Origin of the sequence: Coleofasciculus sp. (assembly GCF_046565525.1) — a bacterium.
Taxonomy (GTDB): Bacteria; Cyanobacteriota; Cyanobacteriia; order Cyanobacteriales; family Coleofasciculaceae; genus Coleofasciculus.
In genome coordinates this window covers 57,317-83,427 of sequence record NZ_JBKHUP010000007.1, presented here as the reverse complement: position 1 = coordinate 83,427, position 26,111 = coordinate 57,317, and the positions used below count along the sequence as shown (strand labels likewise).

General features: G+C 45.4%; 17 protein-coding genes. 5 read left to right on the top strand and 12 right to left on the bottom strand.

Annotation, left to right across the window (positions count from 1 at the left end):
- Nucleotides 1-350 precede the first annotated feature (350 nt).
- Nucleotides 351-3,941, top strand: a complete 3,591-nt coding sequence (locus ACLGGO_RS03925; protein WP_446418344.1) for a GAF domain-containing protein — start codon at nucleotides 351-353, stop codon at nucleotides 3,939-3,941.
- 382 nt (nucleotides 3,942-4,323) lie between these two features.
- Here the strand turns inward: ACLGGO_RS03925 and ACLGGO_RS03920 are convergent, their stop codons facing one another.
- Nucleotides 4,324-6,102, bottom strand: a complete 1,779-nt coding sequence (locus tag ACLGGO_RS03920) for a ShlB/FhaC/HecB family hemolysin secretion/activation protein (RefSeq protein ID WP_446418343.1) — start codon at nucleotides 6,100-6,102, stop codon at nucleotides 4,324-4,326.
- Nucleotides 6,103-6,591: 489 nt separating this feature from the next.
- Here ACLGGO_RS03920 and ACLGGO_RS03915 point away from each other — a divergent pair, with 489 nt between their 5' ends.
- Entirely contained in the window at nucleotides 6,592-7,392 is an 801-nt protein-coding gene (locus tag ACLGGO_RS03915) for a PEP-CTERM sorting domain-containing protein (RefSeq protein ID WP_446418342.1), read from the top strand.
- A gap of 388 nt (nucleotides 7,393-7,780) precedes the next feature.
- Here the strand turns inward: ACLGGO_RS03915 and ACLGGO_RS03910 are convergent, their stop codons facing one another.
- Nucleotides 7,781-8,371 carry a Uma2 family endonuclease gene (locus tag ACLGGO_RS03910; RefSeq protein WP_446418367.1) on the bottom strand — a complete coding sequence of 197 codons (591 nt, stop codon included), beginning with the start codon at nucleotides 8,369-8,371 and terminating at the stop codon, nucleotides 7,781-7,783.
- Between the two features lie 678 nt (nucleotides 8,372-9,049).
- Here ACLGGO_RS03910 and ACLGGO_RS03905 point away from each other — a divergent pair.
- A complete protein-coding gene (locus ACLGGO_RS03905; RefSeq protein WP_446418341.1) occupies nucleotides 9,050-9,772 on the top strand; it encodes a THxN family PEP-CTERM protein in 723 nt (240 codons plus the stop codon).
- A 182-nt stretch (nucleotides 9,773-9,954) separates the two neighbouring features.
- Here the strand turns inward: ACLGGO_RS03905 and ACLGGO_RS03900 are convergent, their stop codons facing one another.
- Entirely contained in the window at nucleotides 9,955-15,603 is a 5,649-nt protein-coding gene (locus ACLGGO_RS03900) for a beta strand repeat-containing protein (protein WP_446418340.1), read from the bottom strand.
- 714 nt (nucleotides 15,604-16,317) lie between these two features.
- On the opposite strand from ACLGGO_RS03900, the gene ACLGGO_RS03895 reads away from it, so the two are divergent.
- The gene (locus ACLGGO_RS03895) at nucleotides 16,318-18,930 is read left to right on the top strand and encodes a CHAT domain-containing protein (protein WP_446418339.1); all 2,613 of its coding nucleotides are present in this window, start codon (nucleotides 16,318-16,320) and stop codon (nucleotides 18,928-18,930) included.
- On the opposite strand, the gene ACLGGO_RS03890 is transcribed toward ACLGGO_RS03895, so the two are convergent.
- The 6 genes from ACLGGO_RS03890 to ACLGGO_RS03865 all read right to left on the bottom strand — a co-directional run bounded on the left by ACLGGO_RS03890 (nucleotide 18,911) and on the right by ACLGGO_RS03865 (nucleotide 23,310).
- Entirely contained in the window at nucleotides 18,911-19,078 is a 168-nt protein-coding gene (locus ACLGGO_RS03890; protein WP_446418338.1) for a hypothetical protein, read from the bottom strand. The two genes, ACLGGO_RS03895 and ACLGGO_RS03890, sit on opposite strands and share 20 nt — an antisense overlap.
- 99 nt (nucleotides 19,079-19,177) lie before the next feature.
- Nucleotides 19,178-19,351: a hypothetical protein gene (locus ACLGGO_RS03885; RefSeq protein ID WP_446418337.1), complete on the bottom strand. Its 174-nt coding sequence runs from the start codon at nucleotides 19,349-19,351 to the stop codon at nucleotides 19,178-19,180.
- The gene (locus tag ACLGGO_RS03880) at nucleotides 19,344-19,598 is read right to left on the bottom strand and encodes a UPF0175 family protein (protein WP_446362203.1); all 255 of its coding nucleotides are present in this window, start codon (nucleotides 19,596-19,598) and stop codon (nucleotides 19,344-19,346) included. Before ACLGGO_RS03880 ends, ACLGGO_RS03885 begins: the two co-directional genes overlap by 8 nt.
- 63 nt (nucleotides 19,599-19,661) lie before the next feature.
- Nucleotides 19,662-20,438, bottom strand: coding sequence for a DUF928 domain-containing protein (locus ACLGGO_RS03875; protein ID WP_446418336.1), 777 nt, complete (start codon nucleotides 20,436-20,438; stop codon nucleotides 19,662-19,664).
- 79 nt (nucleotides 20,439-20,517) lie between these two features.
- Nucleotides 20,518-22,500, bottom strand: a complete 1,983-nt coding sequence (locus ACLGGO_RS03870) for a CHASE2 domain-containing protein (protein ID WP_446418335.1) — start codon at nucleotides 22,498-22,500, stop codon at nucleotides 20,518-20,520.
- Between the two features lie 138 nt (nucleotides 22,501-22,638).
- Entirely contained in the window at nucleotides 22,639-23,310 is a 672-nt protein-coding gene (locus tag ACLGGO_RS03865; protein WP_446360344.1) for a response regulator, read from the bottom strand.
- Between the two features lie 27 nt (nucleotides 23,311-23,337).
- Between ACLGGO_RS03865 and ACLGGO_RS03860 the strand changes: the two genes are divergently transcribed.
- Complete coding sequence (locus ACLGGO_RS03860; protein WP_446418334.1) at nucleotides 23,338-23,460, top strand: hypothetical protein; 123 nt, start codon at nucleotides 23,338-23,340, stop codon at nucleotides 23,458-23,460.
- On the opposite strand, the gene ACLGGO_RS03855 is transcribed toward ACLGGO_RS03860, so the two are convergent.
- The 3 genes from ACLGGO_RS03855 to ACLGGO_RS03845 form a co-directional block, all read right to left on the bottom strand.
- Nucleotides 23,455-24,513, bottom strand: coding sequence for a ParA family protein (locus ACLGGO_RS03855; protein WP_446418333.1), 1,059 nt, complete (start codon nucleotides 24,511-24,513; stop codon nucleotides 23,455-23,457). The genes ACLGGO_RS03860 and ACLGGO_RS03855 overlap by 6 nt on opposite strands.
- Nucleotides 24,510-24,755 (bottom strand): hypothetical protein, encoded by a 246-nt coding sequence (locus ACLGGO_RS03850; RefSeq protein ID WP_446418332.1) that lies wholly within the window; start codon nucleotides 24,753-24,755, stop codon nucleotides 24,510-24,512. Before ACLGGO_RS03850 ends, ACLGGO_RS03855 begins: the two co-directional genes overlap by 4 nt.
- A 560-nt stretch (nucleotides 24,756-25,315) precedes the next feature.
- Nucleotides 25,316-25,945, bottom strand: coding sequence for a CatB-related O-acetyltransferase (locus ACLGGO_RS03845; RefSeq protein ID WP_446418331.1), 630 nt, complete (start codon nucleotides 25,943-25,945; stop codon nucleotides 25,316-25,318).
- Nucleotides 25,946-26,111: the final 166 nt, after the last annotated feature.

Genomic DNA, 26,111 nt, shown 5'->3' with positions numbered 1-26,111 from the left:
TTTAGGTCTAGTTTTCTAATGATGTAAGGCTGATATAGCATTTCCCGTGTTGATGAGTGGGAGAGAGGAAGACAGGGGAAAGTTGAGCCGTTGTATTTAGAGCCAGCCTACAGAGTTTCGTCTGTCAATGTGGCAACGGATTTGGTCACAAATATAACCAATGAAGTATAAGGCTGTTTTTAGTTTTGAGTAGGGGTGCGTTTCAACATTATCGTTTTTTGACCCTGATGTTACTCAACCTATCCTGAGCCAATACCATAATTCTTTGACGTAGCTTGCTTCTCGAAGAGCGAGTATGACAATCAACAATCAAAAATCCAAAAAGACTCTCATTTCAAGGACATCATTTCATGGCTACTCAGTTTGATCCACTTAACACTTATAACTCTCAATCCCATGAACTCACCGAAGACGCTTTGAATAGAGGGTATCAAAAAAGTGCAACGAATTATCCCCACAGTCAACTCCCTTTAGAACCCGTTCCACCTCCAGGAATGACGCCTCCAGAAGGGGCTAAACAGCCTTTCGTGTGGCGTACTCTTTCAGGAGGCTACAATCAGTTGTCATCCCAACCCAGTACTCCCCTGCGGACTCAGTTATTACAAACCATTTTGCCGGCGGTACTGGTTCCCCTGGCATTAGCCGGATTGGTGACATCTGGAATTATTTCTAGGCGCAGCCAACAACAAACTGAGCAGTTATTACAAAACGAAGCATTGTTAACCAGTGATCTTGTCAATGAGTTGTTAGCCGAAGCCGAAAAAATACCGGCGATTGTGGCAAATAACCCGTTAGTTATTAACGCGGCTAAAAATACGGCGACAGTGGCTGAAGAAGAAGGACTGCCGACAATTCCGATTGAACAGCTTGAACAAACCTTTGCCACGAATAAAATTGTCCAACTCAATCCATCGCTGAATAGTTATCTTCAGAAAACGGCAGAAATTGGCGAATTTGCTGAGTTATTTTTCACCGATAAGCACGGGTTTAATGTAGCATACAGTCAGCCACTTTCGGACTTTGTGCAACGGGATGAACAATGGTGGCAACAGACTAAAACGGGTGAGGGTCGGTTGCTCGAACCGACGTTTGATCAATCGGCAAATACCTTTGGGATTGAACTGAGTCAAGCGATTACTGATCCCAACTCTGGGGAATTTTTGGGTGTGGTCAAAGGCGTCTTACCCGCTACAGTGTTCGCGACGGTGCTGAATAATTTGCTCTCAGAACTACACCGGGTTGATTCTCAAATCGTACAGCTTTTAGCCCTAACAAACGAGGGTAATGTCACCGTCATTCATAACGTGGGGATTAAGGATGAACAAGGTCAGCAGACAGTCGTAGGCGGTGATGCGATCGCGCAAGGTGTCAAAATGTTGCTCGATAGCGCACAGTCTCAGAACTCTGAGGCGGAATCGGTGGTGAGCAATTTACCATTTAAGGATCTAACTATCGAGTCCGTCCCCTCTCAGGTTGGCGATTCCTTAAAACGTGCCACTTTTACCTACTCGGATCGCCGTTATCTTCTCGTCCCCGTTCCCAAAACCAACTGGGTAGTTGCAGTTTCCATGGAACTAAGTGATCTCCGCAAAACTGGGTCTCAAGCCACGTTGACCTTTTCCTTAGCGTTTCTGCTCTTAGGCGGTGCGATCGCGGCAACCCTGTTGTTTTTAGCCCGTCGCTTGGCAATGCCCTTAAAACAATTGGTTGGCACGGCTGAACAGATCATCGGTGGGGATCTCAATGTGCAGGCTGAATCCGTGGGTCCGACAGAAACCCGCCTCTTGGCACAAGCTTTTAATAATCTCGTGACCAGCGTTAAAGGATTATTATATCAGCAATCAGCAGAAACTCAACAGGCAGAATTATTTACTAAAATCGCCATTTCCCGCGCTCGTACTGAACGAGACTTAGAGGAAGTTTTCCAGACTGCTGTTCAAGGAGCGTTACAAATTCTGAGCGTGGATCGGGTGGTAATTTATCGGTTCCAACCCGATTGGCGTGGATACATCTCCAATGAAGCCGTCGCTCCCGGTTTTATTCGGGCTTTGGGGGATAAAATCGAAGACGCTTGTATTGGGGATGCTCTCATCGAAGCTTACCAAAAAGGGCGAGTCGTACCCACCAATAATGTTTTTGAAGCGGGTTTCCATCCGGATCATCTCCAGTTAATGGAACGGTTACAAATTAAAGCCAATTTGGTAACCCCGATTCTCAAAGATGACCAGTTATTTGGTTTACTCATTGCCCACCACTGTAATGCTCCCCATAATTGGCAGCAGTCGGAAATTGAGTTTCTCAAAAAGTTAGCGATTCAAGTAGGTCTGTCCTTAGACCGGGTGAACTTCTTGGTGGAGAAAGAAGCAGAAACCGAACGGGCGCAACAACTAAACGAAATTACGTCAAGTATTCGGGAATCTGTGACCGCGGAAGAAATTTATAATGCCGCGATTACAGGAGTTCGCAAAACGATGAAAACCGATCGCGCGATCGTTTATCTGTTTAACGAAAACTGGAAAGGAACAATCAGGGCTGAATCTGTGGCGGAAGGTTTTCCCAAAGCCTTGGGAGCCAATATTGCTGACCCCTGTTTTGCGGAGCAATATGTGGAGAAATACAAGAAAGGTCGAGTCAAGGCGATTGAAGATATTCACAAGGCGGGTTTGACCAAGTGTTATTTGGGTCAACTCGAACCCTTTAAAGTCAAAGCCAATTTAGTCGCGCCGATTTTGGCGTATGGTGATCTTCACGGCTTGTTAGTGACTCATCAATGTTCCAGTACCAGAGCGTGGCAAGAATCAGAAATTACCTTCTTTAAACAGGTGGCGATTCAACTCGGTTCAGCCTTAGATCGTTTAGATTTCTTAGCCCAAATTGAGCAATCCCGTCAAAAAGCTGAAAACCTAGCAGAGGAGCAACGTCAACAAAAAGAAGCCATTCAAATGCAATTAGTTGAACTGCTCAATGATGTAGAAGGAGCAGCCAGAGGTGACTTAACGGTACGGGCAGAGGTAAACATTGGTGAAATTGGCACCGTTGCTGACTTTTTTAACTCGATTGTTGAGAACTTGCGGCAAATTGTCACGCGGGTACAAGAGTCAGCGCTTCAGGTGAATATGGCGGTTGGGGAAGACGAGAAAGCGATTCAGCAATTGGCAGAAGCGGCACTGAAACAGGCAGAAGAAACAACTCAGATTTTAAATTCTGTCGAACAAATGACCCAGTCGATTGAAGAAGTCGCAGAGAATGCTCGCCAAGCGGCTATAGTTGCTGGTACGGCATCCAATACTGCACAAATGGGTCAAGCCGCGATGGATTTAACGGTAGAAAATATCTTAAATCTGCGGAGTACGATTGGTGAGACAGCGAAAAAAGTGAAGCGTTTGGGTGAGTCGTCTCAACAGATTGCTAAGGTGGTATCTATCATTGAAAAAATTGCCCTACAAACCAACTTACTTGCGATTAATGCCGGGATTGAAGCAGCACGGGCTGGTGAAGAGGGTCAAGGCTTTGCCGTTGTTGCCGAAGAAGTGGGAGAATTGGCGGCAAAATCGGCAGCGGCGACTCAAGAAATTGAAGAGATTGTCGAGAGTATTCAACGAGAAACAGCGATGGTGGTTGAGGCGATGGAACAAAGCACCAAGCAGGTGGTAGAAGGGACACAGTTGGTGGATGATGCGAAAAATAGTTTGGGTCAGATGTTAGAGGTATCCTATCAGATTGATCAATTGGTGCAGTTAATTTCTACGGCTACGGTGTCTCAGACTCAAACGGCTCAAGCAGTGAGTAGTTTGATGTATGAAATTGCCATGGTTTCAGCCCAAACCTCAGATTCCTCAACGAAGGTGTCGAATTCACTGCGGAAAACGGTGGAAGTGGCGCGAGAGTTGCAGGCGTCTGTGGGGACATTTAAGGTTGATTCGCAACAGGATTATGAGTAAGGTTTGCTTGGCGGTGTAGGCGCTACTTGTAGGGGCAATTCATGAATTGCCTCTACCAGAGATTAAATTGTAGGGGCGGGTTTAGGAACTCAAACTAGCTTGTTACTAATAACTCCTCAACAAAACCCGCCCTGATTTAATTGTAGAAAAGAAATTGTACGGAGTTTCTGGGCGCACGGCGTGCGCCCCTACCACTTTCTCAGAGTTTGATGCGATCGTCTTTGTTTTTACCTGATCTAGGAAATTTTCCACCCCTCCCTAACCATCCCAAAATCGGCGGTGAGGGAACAAGAAAGTCTTTAGTTTATCCCTGACAAAGGACTAATGACAAATAACGAATGACGACTCCACCGTTAACTTTTCGGCGTGCCTACCTAATTTATCAAAATGGCTGATAATCCAGGGAAAAGTGGAAACCCGATTCTTGCAGTGAATCCCCCCGTTGATTGACTTTAATTAAGGGGATGCCATAGTCTAAACGCAAATCTAAATCAGAATTAATCCGCCAATTTAATCCTAATCCTAAACTAGCAATGGTGTTGGGATTTGGGTCATCATCTTGATTATTCCAAGCTGTACCGATATCAAAGAAAGGTACGAGTTGTAATTGATTGGGGTTTGAGGTTAGGGGAATCCGGACTTCTAGTGACCCCCAAATGCCATTATCAGTAACGAGTTGATTTTGGCGATACCCTCGAATGCTATCTCCACCGCCCATCCCGAATCGTTCTAGGGAGAGTAAAGAATCTGGAGTGAGTTGAGTATTGATTTGTGTCAGGAGTACGGTTTTGGGTGATAATCGCTGCACCCATTGAATTTGTCCTAACCAAGAGAAGAATCGCCCATCGGTTCCTGTATTATTAATTGTGGCATCAAAGGCATCGAGTCCGAGACTAAATTGAGAGCGAGCCGCTAAGATGCGGTTAGGTGTGCGATCGCTCCATTCCTGAAAGATGCGAAGTACGGTAACTTTGGATTCGCCATCCTCTGGTCCGAGGGAGAAGGAAAAGGGGATATCATTGAGTAGGAAGCTTTGGCTACGACGCCAATCGACGCTGACACCGAGGGCAAATTCAGTTTCCGGCGATCGCACAATCGGTTGACGGAAATTTACAGATAGGGTGCGGGATTCGCTTCTGATTCCTAAATCTTCAAAGCCGGCTTCTAGAATCCGACTGTTACTGTTGCTATAGCTGAAGCTAATTTTACCATCACGAGCATTGATGGGAATCCCGTAGTTAAAACGATAGAAGTCTAATCCGGCGGTGAACCCGTATTCAGCAGTCACGCGATCGCCAAATCCGAATAGGTTATCATGGCTGATAAATAGATTGGCTTGTTCTGAGCCGATACTGGGAGATTGATTATTGGCACCAGATACACCGGCGTGAAAGGATGGTGTTTCTTGTAAGTCTAGGAGTAAGATGTTTTTGCCAGAACCACTGCCAGCGATTAGTTCAGCATTGACTTGATTTAGGAGGGGGTCAAGTTGCAGAAGTTGTAAGGCTTCTTCGAGGCGATGCTGATTGAAAGGAGTATCGGTTGCTAATTCCAGGCGACGGCGCACATATCCTGGTTTGAGGTGGTTTAATCCCTGGATTTGAATCTGTTCAATTTCACCTTCAACGACTTGAATTTGGATCATCCCATCACTAATATTTTGTTTGGGTAAAAAGGCGCCAGAGGTGACATAACCCTGTTGAATATACAGTTGAGTAATGCGTTGGCGCAGTTCGAGTAAAGTTTCAAAGGTGACGTCTTGGTTGTGATAGGTTTGGGTTAATTCGGCGATTTCTGATTGCAATACAGTATTGCCGAGAACTTCTATTTGATTAATGCGGAATAATTCTGGGGATAGTGAGGGAACTTGAGGCGGTTGGGGAGTTGTAGGGAGTTGTAGGTTGGGTTGAGGTGGGGATAGGGGGGTTTCCTGTGGTAGAGGAGGGGATAAATCAGTTGGATTGGGAATGGTTTGTTCCAGGGTTTCTGGTGCACCTTCTGGAATCGTTATCCCAGGGGGTGGAGAAGATTGAGCAACTGTATAGGTATTCGCCAGTGCTGATGGTACAGCTATCTGTAGGGGTGCAAGGCTTGCGCCCCCACATATTGAAATGGTAATGCCAACCTCTACAAATGTTGTCCGTTTCCCTGTAAGATACATCCTGATTTAATTGTCATTTGTTATTTGCTCAATATAGTGTTTACAGATGATTCCTGTACAGCCAAAGCCCTGAAAGTCTTACTGGGTAAGGGTGGCTTGTTGGCATCTCAAATGAAAACGCTATAGCTTAGAAGCTGTTCAAAATAAGGGAAAAGGAGAAGAAAGGTTAGCCTAATTTTCCCGGATCTTGATACCAGGATTTTGTCAAATTTTACCAGATTTCCTTTTGTAGAGACGTTGCATGCAACGTCTCTACTGTCAATGCCTCTGAAAGTATTAATGGCTCAGGGTTTCCGGTTGATGCAGCCCGTTTTGTGTAGTTTTCTGCAATCTGATTGGCTCAATCCTGCCAATAACCTTGTTGATTTACGCCATCAAATTGGCAGAAAAGGTTAATGCATTATATAAATCTGACTGGTATTCTCGAAATATAGCTGATTACGCTGTTGTTTTAACTTCATTGAGATTGTCTCTAAAATACCTGCAAAAATGACAACAATAACCAAGAAATCGGTAGCTCCACTGTTAATAGCTACAGCAACCGGAACAACGACTTTACTTCTAAGTTTTTCGGGTTCCGCTCAGGCTGCTCTTATCGACTTTGAAACCCTTCCCGATGGCATAACTACGCCCACGGATAACGCGGCTTTGACGACTTCTTACACAGTAAATGGTACTACCGTCACTTTTGGTTTTGATACAAATAACGACTTAACCATTGATGCCGATGCCCTATTTGAGAGTCGTAACGATGGAGGAAATACGGGTCGCGCTTACACTTCTTTTCCTGGTGGTGTGGACATAGACCGGACAGCAACAAATGAAGGAGGCGACTGGTTGCTACGTGCTCCTGGAGGACTTAATGTTTTTAGTACCGATGATTTCATTGTGAAATATACAGGTACACCTGCAAGAAGCGCATCAGGTCAACTCTGGGATCTTGATCGGGGCGAAATATACTCGATCGCAGCGCTTGATTCTACAGGGACAGTCGTTAGTTCCATTACCACACCTCCTATCCCTGGTGGTGAAGGTCCTGATACTTTCGATGCTTTGCCCTATAACTTTTCCTTCAGCGATTTAGGCGGTGATATCGGTTACATTCGGATTTCTGGTGTTAGCCGTGGGGGAGGTGGCGGTTTTGCCTTTGATAACTTTAATGCCACACAAAGTACTGTAAACCCAGAACCTGTACCTGAACCCTTAACTATCCTTGGTTCAGCCACTGCTTTAGGATTTGGAGGGTTGCTCAAGCGACAACATTCCCAAAAGCAAAAGAAAGATAAGTAATCTGCTTAAATGCAGTAGCCAGTAGTGGACTGACACAGCTAAAATTGTGGAATAGATTTGACGTTTAAACTGGGCGCAAGCCTTCAGTCAGGGCGCACGTCTGTGCGCCCCTACGGGATTTGTGATATTGTCTCCTGATCAATGGGATGCGATCGCGCTTTGTGTTGTCCTCTGTGTGTTAGTCTGTGTGATTCTAAGAACCGGCGATCGCGTTGGCTTGATTTGAATGAAAACATTTGATGCGATCGTCTTGGTTTTTCCCAAATTAACCCCACCCTAACCCTCCCCTTACCAAGGGGAGAGAACCAGAAGGGAACAAGAAACTCTTTCGTTCTATAAATAGGTAAGAATCTGGACAATCTATTAACCGGGTGCAAGCTATCAATTCCTACCAAATTTCACTCATGTCTAATACAAAACCTGGAAGCACCATCTCGCCCGATAGGGTTTCCGGATTCTGTAAACAATCCTGAGAACCATCCTGATGATAAATATAAACTTGGCAGCCAGTACGGTCAATCAGCCAACCCAATTGTACGCCCAAACGCACCCACTCCTCCATCTTTTTTTGTAAGGATTTCAATGTATCACTGGGAGAGCGTAATTCCACCACAAAATCCGGGCAAATTGGGGGAAATTTTTGCTGCTGTTCCGACGTCAACGCATTCCAGCGTTCTAATCGCACCCAAGCGGCATCCGGTGACATTGGTTCTTTGATTGCTCCTGGAATCCGAAATCCGGTGCTAGAGTCGAAACCAATCCCGGTTTTATCTTGTTTTACCCATGAACCAAGTTGAACGATTAGGGAAAAATTGCGATTTCCTGTTTCTCCCCCCGCTGGCGTCATAATCCAAATTTCTCCGGTTTTCAGGTTACGTTCTAATCGCAAATCATGGTTGATTTGGCACAGTTCAAAAAACTGGTCATCACTGAGTTGAATTGAGGGTGGAATTGTCAACACTAAGGGCGAGGAAAGCATCTTTAAGTATTGGTCATTGGTCATCGTAACATTATGGTTCTTCCGGACTTCAGAATCCTGGCATTGCCTCAGACGACGCCCAAAAAAATTGGGTTGAGCTTTGATAATTTCATTGGTAGGACTTACGCAAAGCCTCTATTTGTAGGGTGCGTTAGCGAAGCGTAACGCACCTTAACCACTAAGCTGTCATGCATTTTAATTGGGAATGGGTAGCGAGCAAGATGCTCGCAGTACAAGGATTTCGCCATTATTGACATTAAGGAAGGTTTAAATGCCGAACAGCTTATAGCGCTACGAGAGGAGTCAAAAGTCAAAAGTTGACTACTATCGCTTCTTTCAATAACTTTTTTTAGTAAGCTGTATAGCCCCCTAGTACAATCCTATTCTTGACTAAGTTTAACCCAAAATATTCAACAATTCAATAGGGAAGGAGAGCGATATTCTGCTTTTAAAAATCAGTAACTTTAAAAGACACCATGACGCGATTCGCTAACGCGATAGCGAGAGCTTCACGCACAGATAGACCACAAACTTTGCAGTTTTCTGCAATCTGATTGTCCGAATCTTGCCAAGTGCCTTGTTGATTTACGCCATTAAATTTGCAGATAAGGGTATATCCTTACATAAACCTGGCTTGTATTATGGAAGTAATGACTGGAATCTAATAATTTGAAATCAATGAAACATCTGAATAAAGCTCTGGGAACTATTGCCTTTGCCACCTTGGCGTTGGGTTATACTAATGTCGCTAATGCTGCCACTGTAACCACATCAGGAACCTGGTCAAATCCTCAAGGAACTGCTGCTGACGTTATGAATAACGGGAACACTATCTCTTGGGGAAATCCGGCTAACACATCTAGTGATCAAAGTTCATACGTTTTCGATGGCAACGGTGGCGTCGAAGTAGATGACACAACGTTTCAAGTCTTCAAACTTGGCACATTTACTCATAACAACTTCGCGATTACACAAGGCGACTTCCTAGGTGCCACGTTGGCATTGAATCTAGATATCGATGGGCAAGTGAGTCAAGACTTTACATTTGATTTCGCTCACAATGAAACTCTTAACGAGATTCCCTGTGATCCTCAAGGCTCCACCGTATGTCCTGATGTCGTTGATATTCCCAGCGCTATAGGTGAAGAAACGATTTCCTATAATGGAAAGACATTTAAGCTACAGATTTTAGGCTTTTCAGATACTATTGATGGTCCCAAAGTAACTCAGTTTATCACTGAAGAAGGTATGTCAAACCAAACGATGCTGTTTGGTCAATTGAAGCCAGAGCCAGTTCCAGAGCCTCTGACTATCCTTGGCTCAGCTACAGCTCTAGGCTTTGGAGCATTTTTAAAACGAGAGTCTTCTCGCAAAAAGAATAAAACAAAGCAAGATGTTTAATCAATATTTCATTGATTAAAAGATTTATAAAAACTCCAGAGCCTGTCTGGGGTTTTTGTTTGCCTCATTGCACTCTGAAAATTTCAAAACAATTCTACATCCTTAAAACGATTTTGTTGCGATCTGTGCTTCGCAGCGGCGCTTCACCATCGCGTCTTAAGCAATCCAGTTGATCGGAGCATTTAAGAACAATCCTGACTCATCACCAATCGTCCATCAGGGAGTCGATAGACTCCAGTGGATTCCACAATCGGATCGCCTTTTTGCCAGGGGCGAGTGGTACTTTCTGTGGGAATCATCCGCACGGTGCCTGTGGAATAGGGGGATATGGTAAGATCACCGGGACGCGGGGGTAAGTTGCCAGCGCCTGTGATGGTGAATCTGCCATTTTGCTGATCAGCCCGAACCATGCAGCTATTGGCAATTAGATTGTCGCTGTCGATGAAATTGTCGGGTAAATCGATGAGGCTATTTTCAATAAAAGTGAGGTCGGGTATAGTAATTATGCCATCGATCGCGGCATCGGCATTGATATCGACCCGCTGGTTATGATCTAGGGTAGCTGGATCAGTGCCTCTGGCGGCAGGGGTATAGCGGAAGCCAAAGAAGATGGGAGTATTTAATGTGATGTCGCCGCCTCTGCCATCACGGGCAAAGGCTAAGATATCGCTATCAGCAAATGCCAGGATGGAGTCAGCGGTGATCATGATGTTCCCGCCGTTGTCACCACCACTGGAGACACTGGTGGTGATGTCGCTGTCGCCCCAGAGTCGGATATCACCTGCGGCGATATTAATGGCGCCGCCAGCGGATTGAGCTGTGGCGGTGAGGATACTGCTATCGGTGGCGGTGAGTGTGTCGGCAATAGTTAGAGCAATTTTGCCAGCGTTACCTTCTCCTTGACTTCGGGCAGAGATTTGTGATCCATTTTCCAGGGATAATGTTTGAGAGGCGATCGCTAAGTCTCCAGCGACTCCAGTTGAGCCAGAAAGGGCGGCGGTAAATAAACCACTGGGGACTCCATCAGCGGCAGTACCCGCGATTCTGATGGTGTCTGAGGCGTTGACGATTATATTTCCCCCGGCTCCTTGATTGACTGTTGCTGTGCCAATTTGTGAACCGTTAAAAATGTTCAGTTGGGTGGTGGTTATTTCGATGTCTCCAGCATCGCCGTTCCCTGTTGTTGTGGTTAGGACTAGACTGTCATTGAGTAATTCGACGAATTCAGCGGCATTGATGGTAATTGTTCCTCCTTTCCCTGAACCAAAGGTAGAAGCGGATAGGATTGTGTCAGTCAAGGAAACGGATTCAGCCTGAATCGTAATGTCCCCAGCTTGACCTGAATCACTGCTAGGACTCATGGTACTACTACGGATGAAACTATTGGCTGCAGCAATTCTCCCTTGACTGGTGAGTGTAATACTACCGCCACCATTTACCCCACGAGCGTCAAGATTGCCCAGGGTAATATTACCTTGAGCTGAGAGGGCGATCGCACCGCCAGCCCCTAAGGAAAATGTACGGAGCGTACCTCGGGTGGTATCGATAGAACCATTCGTGCTGGTGAGTGTTATTGAACCACTGGGGTTAAATATATCTTGGCTGGTAATGTCTCCTCTGGCGTTGACATTGAAATTGCCAGAGACTGAGGAGTTGATTAGGTTAATATCATTGCGATCGTTAATGATTACAGTTCGACCACCGTTTATACTAAGATTTATAAAATCATTGTTTTGATTCAGAATGATATCGCTGTTACCCGCATTTAAGGAAGTTATCCCTGTGCCGTTAATAGAGAGGATACCGTTACCGAGGATGGCTCCAGCGGAATCAACGGTGAGGGTTTCGGCGTTAATGTTATCCAGAGTGATAGTACCAACGGTATTATTGGTTAATCCGGCGCCTGTGTCTAATTCAAGGGTGACATCGCCAAAACCCGTATTAATGGTAGTACCCGGTTTCATGGTGATGTTGGCGGCACCCGGATCTCGTTCTGAATTAATCACTCCTGCGGCTAAAGACTGATTGGCTAACAGAGATAGGTTGCCATTGTCGGTGATGATATCGGCATTGAGGAGAATACTGCGTCCGGCTTCTAGGGATAAGGCGCCGCCACTACCTGTCGGATTATTAGTAATAATGGCTTGGTTAACGGTAATATCGTTATTTGCTTGCAGGGTGAAAGAGGTTCCGGTATCAGTGATGTTGGTAATGATGGCGGGAGTGACGGTAATATTGCGATTTGGGAAATAACTGTGGGTGAGGGAGGCGGGATTGGCGATGCCGATATCTACTCGTCCGGCTCTATTGTTGGCTAAAGGGCTAGCTACCAGGTAATTACCATTGCTTAAGGCGGTTATTTCACCAGAGCCGAATCTATCGTTTCGGTTAGTACCGGAGATACGGCTAATTTCCTCCCCTGTGGTGCCATCAGCTAGAATTACTGTCCCAGCATCCACTACCCCCCCAATATCTGCGTTGGGATTGGCAAAGACATAATTACCATCGCTCAAGATTCTTATGTCACCGTTGCCGAAATTATCGTTTGGGTTAGTACCAGAGATACGGTTAATTTCTGTCCCCGTGGTGTCATCAGCTAGAATTACCGTCCCAGCATCCCCCACCCCCTGAATATCTGCGTTGGGATTGCCGAACACATAATTACCATTGCTCAAGTCTGTTATTCCACTATTGCCGAAAAAATCGTCTGGGTTAGTACCAGAGATACGGTCAATTTCCTCCCCCGTGATGCCATCAGCCAGAATCACTGTCCCAGCATCCCCTACCCCCTGAATATTTGCCCCTGAATTGCCAAAAACATAATTACCATTGCTCAATGCTGTTATTTCACCAGAGCCGAACGAATCGTTTGGGTTAGTACCAGAGATCCGGCGAATTTCCACCCCTGTGGTGCCATTTGCCAGAATTACTGTCCCAGCATCCCCTACCGTCCCAATATCTGCTGGATTGCCAAAAACATAATTACCATTGCTCAATGCTGTTATTTCACCAGAGCCGAACGAATTGTTTGTGTTAATACCATAGATCCGGCTAATTTCCTCCCCCGTGGTGCCATTTGCCAGAATCACTGTCCCAGCATCGAGCATCACCCCAATCTCTGCCTCTTGATTGCCAAAAACATAATTACCATTGCTCAATGCTGTTATTTCATTAGAGCCGAAAGAATCGGTTTGCTCAGTACCAGAGATACGGCTAATTTCCGCCCCTGTGGTGCCATTAGCCAGAATCACTGTCCCAGCATTCTGTACCCCCCCAATCTCGGCAAAGGGATTGCCAAAAACATAATTACTATTGCTCAAAGCTGTTATTGCATCAGAGCCGAAATTATCATTCAGGTTAATACCAGAGATCCGGTTAATTTCCGCCCCGGTGGTGCCATCAGCCAGAATCACTGTCCCAGCATTCTGTACCCCCCCAATATCTGCCAGTCGATTGCCGAACACATAATTACCATTGCTCAAGCCTGTTATTTCACCAGAGCCGAAAAAATCGCCTGGGTTAGTACCAGAGATACGGCTAATTTCCGCCCCGGTGGTGCCATTAGCCAGAATTACTGTCCCAGCATTCCCTACCGCCTCAATATCTGCCAAGGGATTGCCGAAAACATAATTACCATTGCTCAAGGCTGTTATTTCACCCAAGCCAAAATTATCCCCTGGGTTCTCACCATGAATAGGTTCGAGTATCGCTCCGGTGTTCGAGTCGAATAGGTATACGGCTCCCCCATTCTGTGCCATTAAATCATCGTATGGAGAACTCACCACAATGTTGTTATTTGCCAGTACCGCCGTATTCTCCCCAAATCGATTTCCTGCCGCTGGATTGGGGTCAAATAATTGAAATGAGTTGCCTGTTACCGCTGTATCAATGGTAATATTCTTCGGGTCTAATAATAGCTCCCCCGCCACCCCATTCACCGCACTCGCATCTCCCCACCCACCAAACACCAAACTCTCCTTACCCGATACCTCCAACAATCCCCCATTTCCCGCCAACGCCCCACCTCGCGCCGTCAAATTCCCATAAAAATCCGTCTCCCCATCTGCCCAAACAATTACTTTCCCCCCATCCCCAACCGTTAACCCATCGGCTTGTAACCGGGTGCCATGATTCACTAAGGTATAGTCGGCATTCTCAGCCCCCACCGTATTTCCCTGATAATCTCCACCCACCAGAATCTCACCGCCACCCTGATTCCCACTGGCATTTACCTGTGTCCCCAACAGTTGCAATCTTTCCCCAAATAACTGAATTTCACCCCCCAACTTCCCCTGTGCCTGGAGATTCCCAGACGTGGTGAAAACCTGTCCCCCCTGAAACCGAATCCTCCCCGCTTTTTCACTCCCGGTTACAGTAGTCAACGCAGTAGCGGTTTGAATTACTGTGCCCTGATAATCGACTTGAATCATTCCCCCATCCCCAGCATTTCCTGTGGCGCTGAGAACCCCAGTATCGAGAAAATTAGTAACATTAATATTGAGACTACCTCCCCGTTCACCATCCGCCTGAATCTCTCCCCGATTTTCCACAAAGGTACTGGTGAGATTAATTTCCCCTCCCGTAACGCCGCCGGAATTGATGACACCATTGAGTAACTGAATCCGATTCCCTGTCAGATTAATTTCACCGCCACTACCCAGAGGATTTGAGGTATCGACAGAACCTAAAATTGCCACAGTTCCCCAATGAAAATTAATCGGAATATCTGCTTCAGTTAATCCAGCATTTTCCAGTAACGTTGCTAAACCTGAAGCAGCAGATAGAACCTCACCTGTATCATTATTGAATGGTAAATCAACAGAGCTAACTTGCCCAGTTAAATCCAAATGAATTAAACCTTGGCTCGGCACAGCCGCAAGACTAATTGTTCCTCCGGGTGCTGATAATTGCCCCGAATTTACCACCGTACCCCCCACCAGGGTCAAATTCTCTCCCTCTCCAACCGCCAAATTCCCTGCATGCACTACCGCTGCTGGCGGCTGACTTGTCACACCATCTGGCAAAATTGAGATTTGACCTAACCCCCCAGCCCCCTTCCCTGCAAGGGAAGGGGGAGAAGAGAGGATGCTTTGCTCTTGTTGCACGGAAGGGGGAGAATCAAGGGAAGGGGGAGAATTTAAGGATTGATAAGAATTCAAAGCCTTCTCAAGAGTAGGAGAGAGGTTTGGAGAGAGGTTTCCCAACTCCGGTGAAACGTCAGCGGCTGGCTGTCCATACTGCAACCCCAAGGGTACACTAATCGTTAATAATGAGGAGTCTTCTGGATGCGTGGCACTAAATGATGAGCCATCTTCAAATATTACAGAATTCGCCGTACTCGCCACAAAGGAACCCTGAATATCTAACTGAGCATTTTCTCCAAAAATAATCCCATTGGGATTGAGGAAAAATAGATTCGCCCCCCCATTAACTCCCAATGTCCCTAAAATAGCTGAAGGGTTATTCCCGGTTACCCGACTAAAAATCGTTTCAATTCCAACTGGATTGGCAAAATAAACCCGCTGTCCCTTTTCAATATTAAACTCAAGGAAACTGTGGAACAAGTTAGCTTCTCGGATTGCCCCCCCTTCTATCAAATCGGCTAATCTTCCCCGCACTTGAGCATTGGGTGTGACAAGAGAACTCTCTGCTTCTAAGGTATTATCTGGGGTAATCTGGGCGTGAAGGGGAGTATCCTGACTGATTAAGACAGTAAGACTGGTGAAAAAACTCACCAACCCTAACTGCCAATACCTGGGTTTTGAAGATTGAATCTGAGCCAGGTAGGAACACGTTACTTCTGTTGAATTCTTAAAGAAAGGACTGTTCATCAAAGCCTCCAGGATACTCGATCTGAACTGTCTTGTTTTGTCGCTTAAAGGGTGCACGTCGGTCATCTGTGTCAACTTAAGCCATAACCCTTACCCATTCTAATTTTCAGCTATAGGATTTCTGCTCCCCTGGTTCTTTTAAAGGGCGGGTTTATTCAAGTTATCAGTTGGGTGCCATAAGTTATCTGTAAAACCCGCCCCTACACCCTCGCTCTAAGAACTCTTTACCCTGAAGGGGTGACACGGGCGCACGTCGGTGCGCCCCTACGGAACCTGTCCAAATTGAACAATACCCCGGCAAATAACCTGAATATCTATACCATACAGGCAAACCGACAACAACAGGTTGCACTTTTCTGCCAACTTAAGTTCCTAAACCTGACAAGTCAATGGCACAAAATGACCAACCCATTCCAGCCCTGACAGCCTAATAATGCGATAAGCTGAAAATCAGTCAGTGATCAGCCTTCCATGGACAGTCTCATTCCCAAGTCCGATTTATAATTAAAATAAATTGTAATGAATCAGACAGCCAAGTGCTATTTAATATGCAAATTACCATTGAAGTGCCTGACAATATAGGTAGTCGTTTGGCGGTTCGTAGTGAGGGCTTTAGCCCTCTCCAGCTAGGCGGAGCGAGAACTAAAGTTCTCACTACAAACAAAACCCCTCGGTGCGTCTGTCTCAACCAGCCATTTAAAAGCGTGACAGCTGATGCAATGCTACCGATTCAGACTTAAATCCCTACTCTTTCTCACCAGCCTACTCCTGTGCTTGTGGCTGAATCATCTGCCCTCAATCGCTGAATCGGTGCCAGGGAATCAATTGGTGCAACAGGGAGTTGAGCTATACCAAGCTGGCGACTTTAAACGCGCGATCGCACCTTGGCAAACAGCCCTAGAATACTACCAAGAAACCCATAATCTTACCAATACCGCCATTATTCGAGAAAACCTCGCCAGAACCTATCAACAACTGGGGCAAATGGAACAGGCGATTGAGTATTGGCAACAGGTTATCGCTGATTATCGCCAACTGGGAGATAGGCAGAATCTGGGGCGGAACCTGACTGAACTGGCTCAAGCTTATACTACCACCGGACAACCCCGAAACGCGATCGCACTTTTATGTGATGCCTCGGCTTCCCCCACAGACTGCCAACCGGAAACCGCTCTATATATTGCCCGCACCACTGAAGACAATCAAGGAGAAGCCGCCGCCCTGGGCAGTCTCGGCAATGCCCATCTCCTCACCGGAAATTATGAAGACGCGATCGCGGATTTAGAAGCTAGCTTAGCCATTAACCACCCCGCCTATCATACATCAACCCTGAACAGTTTAGGCAATGCCTACACCCGCCAAGGACAACACCAAGAGCGCTATGCTGACTCGGCTCAACAACGGGGTGCCAAGCAAAGGGCAAGTCAATTTCGGCAAAAGGCGCTAAATGATTACCAACAGGCTTTTGGTTATTTTCAGCAAAGTCTAGAATTGGCTCGCAGATCACAGGATCAACCCAATCAAATGGGAGCCTTACTTAATTTAATTAAATTGGCTCAACATCCCCTAATTTCCCCCCAAATAGACGCCGCTCAAATCAATCAAGCCCTAAAAGAGGCTCTGGATTTACTCAATCAACTCCCCGATTCCCGTAATCTGGTTTATGCAGCGATCGATTTAGCCAATCTCCAACCAGCGGTTTCTACCATAACCCCTAAACAATACCAATGTCCGCCACGCCAACTGCCATCCCTTGCCGAATCCCTGCTCCAGCAAGCCCTCTCCATCGCTCAACGCCTGGAAGACTCGCGTTCCGAGTCTTTTGCCCTGGGGGAATTAGGTCATTTCTACGAATGCCAGAATGACTATCGCCAAGCCTTACAATTTACCCAAAAAGCCCGGTTAGCAGCAGACCAAAACAGACAAGCCCAAGATAGCCTGTATCTCTGGGAATGGCAAGCCGCCCGACTATTTCAAGCACAGGGAAACCCAGAGCAAGCCATCGCCGCCTACCAACGCGCGATCGCGACTTTAACTGATATTCGCCAAGAACTACTCATGGCTGACTCAGATGTCCAATTTGACTTTCGCGATCGGATTAATCCCTTACACCGAGACTTTGCCCAATACCAGTTAGAACGAGTCGAACGTCTCCCAGTTACCGAAGCTCAACTGGAAATAGAATCTGCCCTGAAAACTATAGATGCCCTCAAACTTGCCGAACTGCAAAATTACTTTGGCAATGATTGTCTATTCACACCCATTCCTCAGAAATCTGTAGAGCAACTGGTGGGAGACGATACCGCTATTTTCCGTTCAATTATCTTCAACAATCATACCGCGATCCTGCTCACCCTACCCAACAAGCCAACCCAACTCAAATGGATTAATATCGATAGTCAAACCCTACGAGAAACCGTCAATGAATTTCGCCGAGGATTGGAAAGACGACGGGATCTGATTTACGACCCCAAACCTGCTCAAAACCTGTACAATTGGATAATTCGCCCCTTTATTACCGATTTAGACGCCGCTGGGATAAACACCCTAGTTTTCAGCCAAGATGGGATCTTACGCAGCATTCCCATGGCTGCCCTACATAATGGGGAAAGCTTCTTAGTGGAAACCTACGCCATTGCCACAACCCCCAGTTTAACCCTCACTGCACCTCAACACTTAACCGATGAATCGCTTCAAGTTTTAGCTCTGGGGTTAACGGCAAAAGCCACAGTAAACGGACAAACCTTTCCCGCCCTCACCCACGTTAAATCGGAACTCCAGCAACTTGAGAGCCTATTTCCCGGCAGCAAAACCCTCTTAGACGATGATTTTACGCGCGATCGCTTACAAGCCGAACTCAGCCAAACTGTTTATCCGATTCTCCATATTGCTACTCATGGACAGTTTAGTGCTGTACCCGAAGATACATTCTTAGTCACCGGTAATAATAATAAGCTGACGCTTAAAGACTTAGAAACCACGATTCGTCAGGTGAGTCAGGGTTCTGATTCAGTCGATCTACTTGCCCTCACCGCTTGTCAGACAGCCGTTGGCGATGAGCGTGCCACCTTAGGTTTAGCAGGTATCGCCGTTCAATCCGGCGTTAAAACAGCCTTAGCCTCTCTCTGGTTTATTCCCGATGCCTCCACCAAAACCCTGATCACAGAATATTACCACAATTGGTCTAACCCTGGCATGAGTAAAGCCCAAGCCCTGAGCCTCGCACAACGAAAACTAATTCAAGCAGAAAACAGTCCAGAAATCAACAACCAATATGTCCACCCCGCATACTGGGCACCCTTTATCCTCATCGGTAACTGGCGATAATGTTCATTTGCTGAATTGAAATAGGGTAGCCTTCCCGCTTGGCACGGAGTAAAATGCCAATGGAACCTGTCAGCGAAAGTCCACTTAATCTGGCGATTCGTCTACCTGCTATTTCGTCAATACAGACAGTTTGGATGTTTTCATTCATGGCTAACTGAATGACGGCGGCTTCGCCTCTATCAAGGGAATTCAGGAGAAGGGGGGAAATCCTCAGGAGTGTTTGCTGTTTTTGCAGCCAGGTTGCTGCTTAGAATTCGGCTACGGCAAACCCGCTAGAACCACCGGCTAGGATTTCTTGACAGACTTCAAGGGGAACCAATACCTGAGTGTAGAGAGATTGCAATACAGTTAAATCCCCTAAAGCGGCGACAAGGGCGATTAGGGGTGCAGCATTGATCACAATCCTCTCAGTTTCAGGCATTTTCTAAATCCGATAATAGTTCTTCTTCAGTTAGATCAATTATCGGCACACCATAACGATCTAAGGTTAACAAGAATGAAATTCTATCCATGCCAATTAATGCGGCTGCCATGCCGGATGATAGGCGTTTCATTTCAAAAAGTTTGACAGCCATTGCCCATTTTGCCTCTTGTTCAAACTGTTCTCTGGTTTGTTGCAGGGCATCGGGAAAGGTTTCTGGGTAGGTGATTGTGAGTTGGTGTGACATTATGTTTTTTGACTAGGAGTTATGTAAAGGGTTTCATGCCTTTTTATTAAGGAATTTTGATTTTCAATCCTTGGGCGTAATACAGCAATTTTTGTCTGCCCGAAGAATTAACATCGTATTCTCAATCAATTCTAACTCCGCTCTATAGAATTCTCGACGGGTTTGGTTGGGTGCAAAATTCACCAGATCTCTCAACAGAGATACAGCATCTTCTCCTAATTGCCAGGGAGGAGCAAGCTGTAATGCCTCACCCATAGCATCATACCAAAACCCTGCCGAGGCATAGAGTTCAACCGTCGCCAAACCGGGTTTAACCTGAGCAAGTTTCTCCTCCAAAGCTAATGGCATCTGCACCACTTGCATATCTGCCCTAGCAATTAAATCGCTGGAATCGTTATCCGAATCACAAAGAATCGTCACTTGCCAAAGATAGGTCTTCCCCACCGTTAATTCTAACTGCTCCCTTGCCAGGGATAACATCATAATTCCTGGTGAACTCTCTAACTGAATTGGTTGACCCACAGGTTTAGGTTTACCCTGAGCATCATACTCATAGAGTCTAAATTCCATCGGTTTAATTGTCGAGTCAGGGACAAACCAAGCCAAGGTGGGATGGGTAGACAGGGTTGCCCCCACATGAGTTTTAGGGGCAAGGGCAGTTAGGGGTATTCCGTCACCTTCGCATCCGCCCCTTGGACCCGATGAAGTTGTATAATCACTGGGTGGTTTCTGATCTGGAGGTGGCACGTATTCAGCTAAAGCTGTCGGCGTCACAACTAGGGATAAACTTAAAATAAGTAGAAATGGTTGGACAATAAATCGGGAACAGGAATATTTCACCTTTGATTACCCCCTGGCGATATTTAGCTCATATTAACTGATATATTGTACCAGTTTCCACCCATAAACTTTTAATTGCTTAAAACCTTTTTCGCCAATATCGTAGGTCTAACCTCTTCCTGTCTAACCTCCTCCTTGCCAAACGCCAAGTCAGTTCACACAACGTTCCTTGACCAGAAATAGACTCTCGCTTAAACTCACCCGCCAACTGTTTCGCTAAACGTTTACACTGTTTGGTGCCATGTCCTTCAGCCAATGAGCGAATACCAACCCCATTATCTTGAATACTGAGACTGTACCACCCATCTTGAATTTTACCAATAACCTTAAGGCGAGTCACCCCGACGGCGTGTTTACCCACATTGCACAATCCTTCTTCTATAAATTCACAAAGTCCTCGCTTTTGCTCAAAATTAAAGTCCTCCTCGGCAATCGCCGCAAACTCTAAAACCTTAATCTTCAGAGTTTTGAATTCCGGCAAGTCTCGCTCCAGAGTATGCCGACTAACGGTATAAAAAAGTTCATGAATCGGGAATTCTAGGTCAAAGATTAAATCATTACTCAGTTGTAATGTTTTATTTTTACTCAGCTTATATTGACTTAATGCTTCCCACTTAAGATACTCACAAACGTCCCAAATTTCCGCCTTAACCTGTTGAAGTTTCACCACCATCATTTCTGAACTCAAGTCTTGGTCTTGCACCTGCTTAATCACATAAGCTAAGGTTTGCATCGGTTGATTATGAATCCGATTAAATGTTTGCTCAATCGTGCGTTGGCGGACTTCAAGTTGAGACTTCAACGCCCGGTCATATTTATAGAAAGCAAAAGCACTAATCCCCATACCATTGAACACCAAAACTAACAAAACGGGAGCAACCGGAATCCACCAACCTAAACGAATAAACCCATAACTCATAGCAAGCAGGAGCAAGCTAGCCAAACTAACATAGCCAAGATTCTGCAACGACGATTGAGTCAGCCGCCCCACACTCAAAGCCAATACACCCCAACTGATAATCCAAAGATATTCCCATCTATCGGACCAAACATTCAACAGGGGGCGTCTATCCAGAACCGCACTAATAATTTGACTAACCCCATGAGCTTGAAATTCTACCCCATAAATCTGTCCAGAGGGCTGCAAATCAGTCAAAGCTGTCGTATTCACAATATCATTCACACCAGGGGAAGTGATACCAATTAAAACAACGCGATCGCGAATCCAATGTGCCGGAAAATTCCCCCGGTTAATATCATCCAAAGATAGGGTACGAAATCCCTCTCGACTATTGCGAAAATTCAGCAGAACCTGAACCCCACCCGCATCAGCATCAACATACCCTCCAGAATTAGGTAAAAAGCGAGGAATTTCAGTTTCACCAAACCGCATTGCATGAGGATCACGAGTGCCATTTTCCAGGGAAATACCTTCCGCCGCTAAATACATTTGGGCTAAGCGCAATGGAAACGAAAACTTGTATCCTAACGATGTTGGTGTTCCTAAAAGACTGCGTCTAACCTGACCATCTGTATCGTGAATAACATCAGCAAAACCCACCTGTTCAGAGGGTAATGTGGGTGGCGCAGCCATGGGTGGAAATAATACTTTGTCAATGGCAATTATAGTTTTAATATCCCTAAATGCGGTAACTAATTCATCATGACCGGGTTCAACAGGGATATCTCGAATAATATCAATCCCGATAGCTCTAGGATTGTAAGTCTGTAGTGTTCTTAATAATTTGGCTATCTCTTGATCCGGGATAGGATAAGTCCCGACTTGGCGAATATCCCCATCATTAATGCCAATAATCACAATCCGTTCATCAATGGATTCCTGGGGACGCCAACGCAGCAAAGCATCAAGAGTCATCCATTCTAAAAATTGCAGCCAACCACTGAGGCGAGCGACAATCACCAATATCAGAATTACCAGTCCTGGTAGCGCTCCCCTGCGCCAGATCACAAATTCTGCTATTATTTTCTTCCCCAAACCTTGCCGCAACTGTTCCTTCCTTGACTTATCCCATTTTACTGGATTTATGTAGAGACGTTGCATGAAACGTCTCTACAATCTGGACATAACAGGGTTATGTATGCCGGATTTGGTATGACATAAGACCAATAATCAATGACATAAGACCAATGACCAATGAAAAATAACTTTTATTCAATATACCTGATTAGCGTTCATATATCAATCAATAAACCCTTCTTCTCTAGCGCGTCTTTCCGTTTGAATTCGCATATTTTTACCCGGTTCCGGATAAACATTCAGAACATCTTGGATTTTAGTCCAATAGTGACGCACCGTTCGTTCAGATACCTCCATTTTTTCGGCAACGGTTTTATCTTGCAATCCGTCTTGAAAGGCTAGATCAATAACCTGTAGCCACTCAGATTTGAATTCTCCAGGTGGCAGCTTCAGGTCTTTGGTATGGGTAATTCCCTGTAGTGCCAATTCAATCCGGTTTAACATATCTTGACTGAAAAGAGCTTTATCCGCTAAAGTAAAACCACCCTGATGACGATCAATATCTGGTTTAATTCGCACGAGTGCCTTAATGTAACTGCTTTGCACAAAAATATTCAGAGTCGGATAGTTTTCCATCAAGGTTCGCAGCAGTTGGATGCCTGTATCAACACGGGCTACCTCCCCATCTGTTTCCGGGATGGAAAGATCTATGGCGACTAAATCAGGTTGAACCCTTGCCACTTGTTCCAGAGTCATTTTTGCCGTTGTCATCTGGAAAAGTTTTGCCTCTGGATATTGCTGTTGTAGATATTCACTGGTTTTCTCCAAAATTAACCCATGATCATCTACAATAATAATTTTTCGCGGTGTTGGCTCTGATGAATCTTTGCTCATCGTAGTTTTCTTAATTAATAAAAATAAATGGATTGGCTTAAATTAACTCAACCTTACGGACTGGACAAGTGCGATCGCGAAACCCTTGCCAATGTGAGACTTCCGTGGATAGTTAGGTTTATTTTCACCAACCTAATTATGCCATTATAAAGGCACAGTTGGTGTTAGTAACTGTTTTACTCCTGTTCGTTGGGCGATCGCGCGAGCCAATGTTTCAAACTTTTGGTAAACATTCCTCACTGCATAAGTATGAGCGCCAATCGCCCCGTCAGCCGGTTTGAGGTGAAAGATAGGCTTACGGGCTTCCTGAGCCATGGGCATTAAACTCTGATAGTTTTTTAGCAAGGCTAAACAATTCGGATCATCGGCTACAGAAATAGTATGAGTCAGCGGCTGATTTAATACATCTTCATGATAAACCGTTGGGATACGCGCAATCCAACGATTGTACGCCTTCACTGGACGATCTAATCGGGCTGAATGTTGCAAAACAACGTACCCAATTGGCTGCATTTTGCCTTGGGGAAGCTGTAAATCTGTGGCTAAACCCTTCTTTCCTGGAGAACTTGTTTTAGCTAGTCTCTCTTGCCATTCTTCGCGCCATGTCCGCAAAGTTGGACCCAGATTACGCAAACCTTGCAAGGAAAATAAATCTGGTGACAGAGGAACAACTACATAGTCGGCTGAAATTAGCGCCGCCCGATTAATCGCCCCCAAATTAGGACCTAAATCCAGTAATATCACATCAGCGTTATGAGCTAAAGCGGCTTTTTGCATAATTCTCCAGAAGGCAGACATAACTCGAAACGCTCTTTCTTTCCCATCTAAACAATTTGACCACTGTCCTGAAAGATCATCTTCAAAACCAGAAAGATATAAGTCTCCGACTAAAAGCCCTAAGTCTCCTCCAAAAAGCGATAACTGAGCTTCCTCAATGAATTCCAGGTAGGGATTATCAATATCACCTGTTCCTTTTAATAGCGGCTGTATACAATCAAAAACAGTATGAGCATCCTTACCTAACCAAAGCTCTTCCAATCGCTCCTCGTCCAGAAAAGCAGCCGTTAGATTCGCTTGAGGATCGAGATCAGCGGCAACAACTCGCAGCCCCATATCTTTATACATCCAGGCTAAGTGATAAACTAATGACGTTTTACCCACACCGCCTTTGTTATTGAAAAACGCAATAATCGTTGTATTCATGGTTTTTTCTTAAGTGTGACTAGCAGATGGGCGTCTTCGACAACGAATTCTAAAGGTGGATTGCCGTTTTTTTGTAGTTCTTTGCGTGCCAACAGAACTCCGGGTTGCTGGTGGTTGGGTAAGTCATTGGCAAAAGCACAAATAGCCTGACGAATGATACTTCGGTCAGATATTAAAGCCTTACGTTCCACCCGATCCGATTCCAGATCATTTAGCAGAGTTGCCAACTCCTGATCATTCATTCAGCCCTCCTTAGTAATACTTTCAGCTTAACTTGTAGTTTCTATAGTAGTAGTCTTTGGCAGATACTGCTTGAACATCGTCTGCCCGTTCCTAGGAAGTATATTAAAGTAAGTACAAAAGTCTCAAGTAGATTGGGTAGAGCGATAGCGAAACTCAATCCGTTACACGGCTTGCGTTGGGTTACTCTTTGAGAAGGCTGACGCTCCTTACGTCGCTATCGCTGCGCGTCACGCCTACGTTGCAAGAGCTAAAATATTCTCCAACTCTTACCACTTGCGTCAAAGAATTGTTGCATTAATTTACTTGAGTGGATTTTTTGATCCCAAAAGGAAGAAGAGAGTCACTCTCTCATGTAACTCTCTCTCTAGTCCTAAAGGTACATCTACTACTCTTATAATCGCCTTGAGGGGTGAGGGGTGTCACACCCAGTTTTGGATCAATAACTGATAGCGTAAAATTGATCCTTTATTCCTTAGCAGGAGAATATTGCACGCGATCGCACTCGACGAGAATCCCGCTGTCTTGAAGATGCTGGGGTTCTAATTCCCCTAACCGTTAGTCATACCGCTTCACGTAATGCCTGTATATTTGAACCACAAATTGCTTTCAGATTACGGGTAATCTTCTCAATATCCCAGTTCCACCATTGCATCTCTAACAGTTCAGCGATAACATTATCGTCAAAACGCTTACGGATTACTTGCGCCGGATTTCCCCCCACAATCGTATAAGGTTCAACAGAGCGAGTTACTACTGATGCGGTGGCGATTATCGCCCCATCCCCTATATGAATACCGGGCATAATTGTTGCTCCATAACCCATCCAGACATCATTCCCAATCACCGTATCCCCTTTGTGGGGCCAGCTATCAGGCATGGCGACTTCCCATCCGGAACCAAAAATTGGAAAGGGATAATTAGTAAACCAATCGGTGCGATGATTCCCCCCATTCATAATAAACTTTACATCTGAACCAATCGCGCAAAATTTGCCAATTAATAGCTTATCACCGACAAAATCAAAGTGATATAAAACATTCCGTTCAAAATTTTCTGGATTCTCGAAATCATCGTAATAGGTGTAGTCACCAACAATAATGTTAGGATTATTGATAATGTTCTTGAGGAAGACTAACCGAGTTTGGTCGGCTAACGGATATTTGTTCTGGGGAGATGGTCCGTGAATCATAAGTAACCCTTTGGGATTCTGGCGACGGGACATCATTACCTGGACATAAATTCTGGCAAGTTGTACTAAGAAATGTTAACAAATGTTAAGTCCTTACTGTTTCCTGTTCCCCGATCTCAAACCGTCAATTTTAATTGGGTCTGACTCCTTAGATCACCTGGATTCG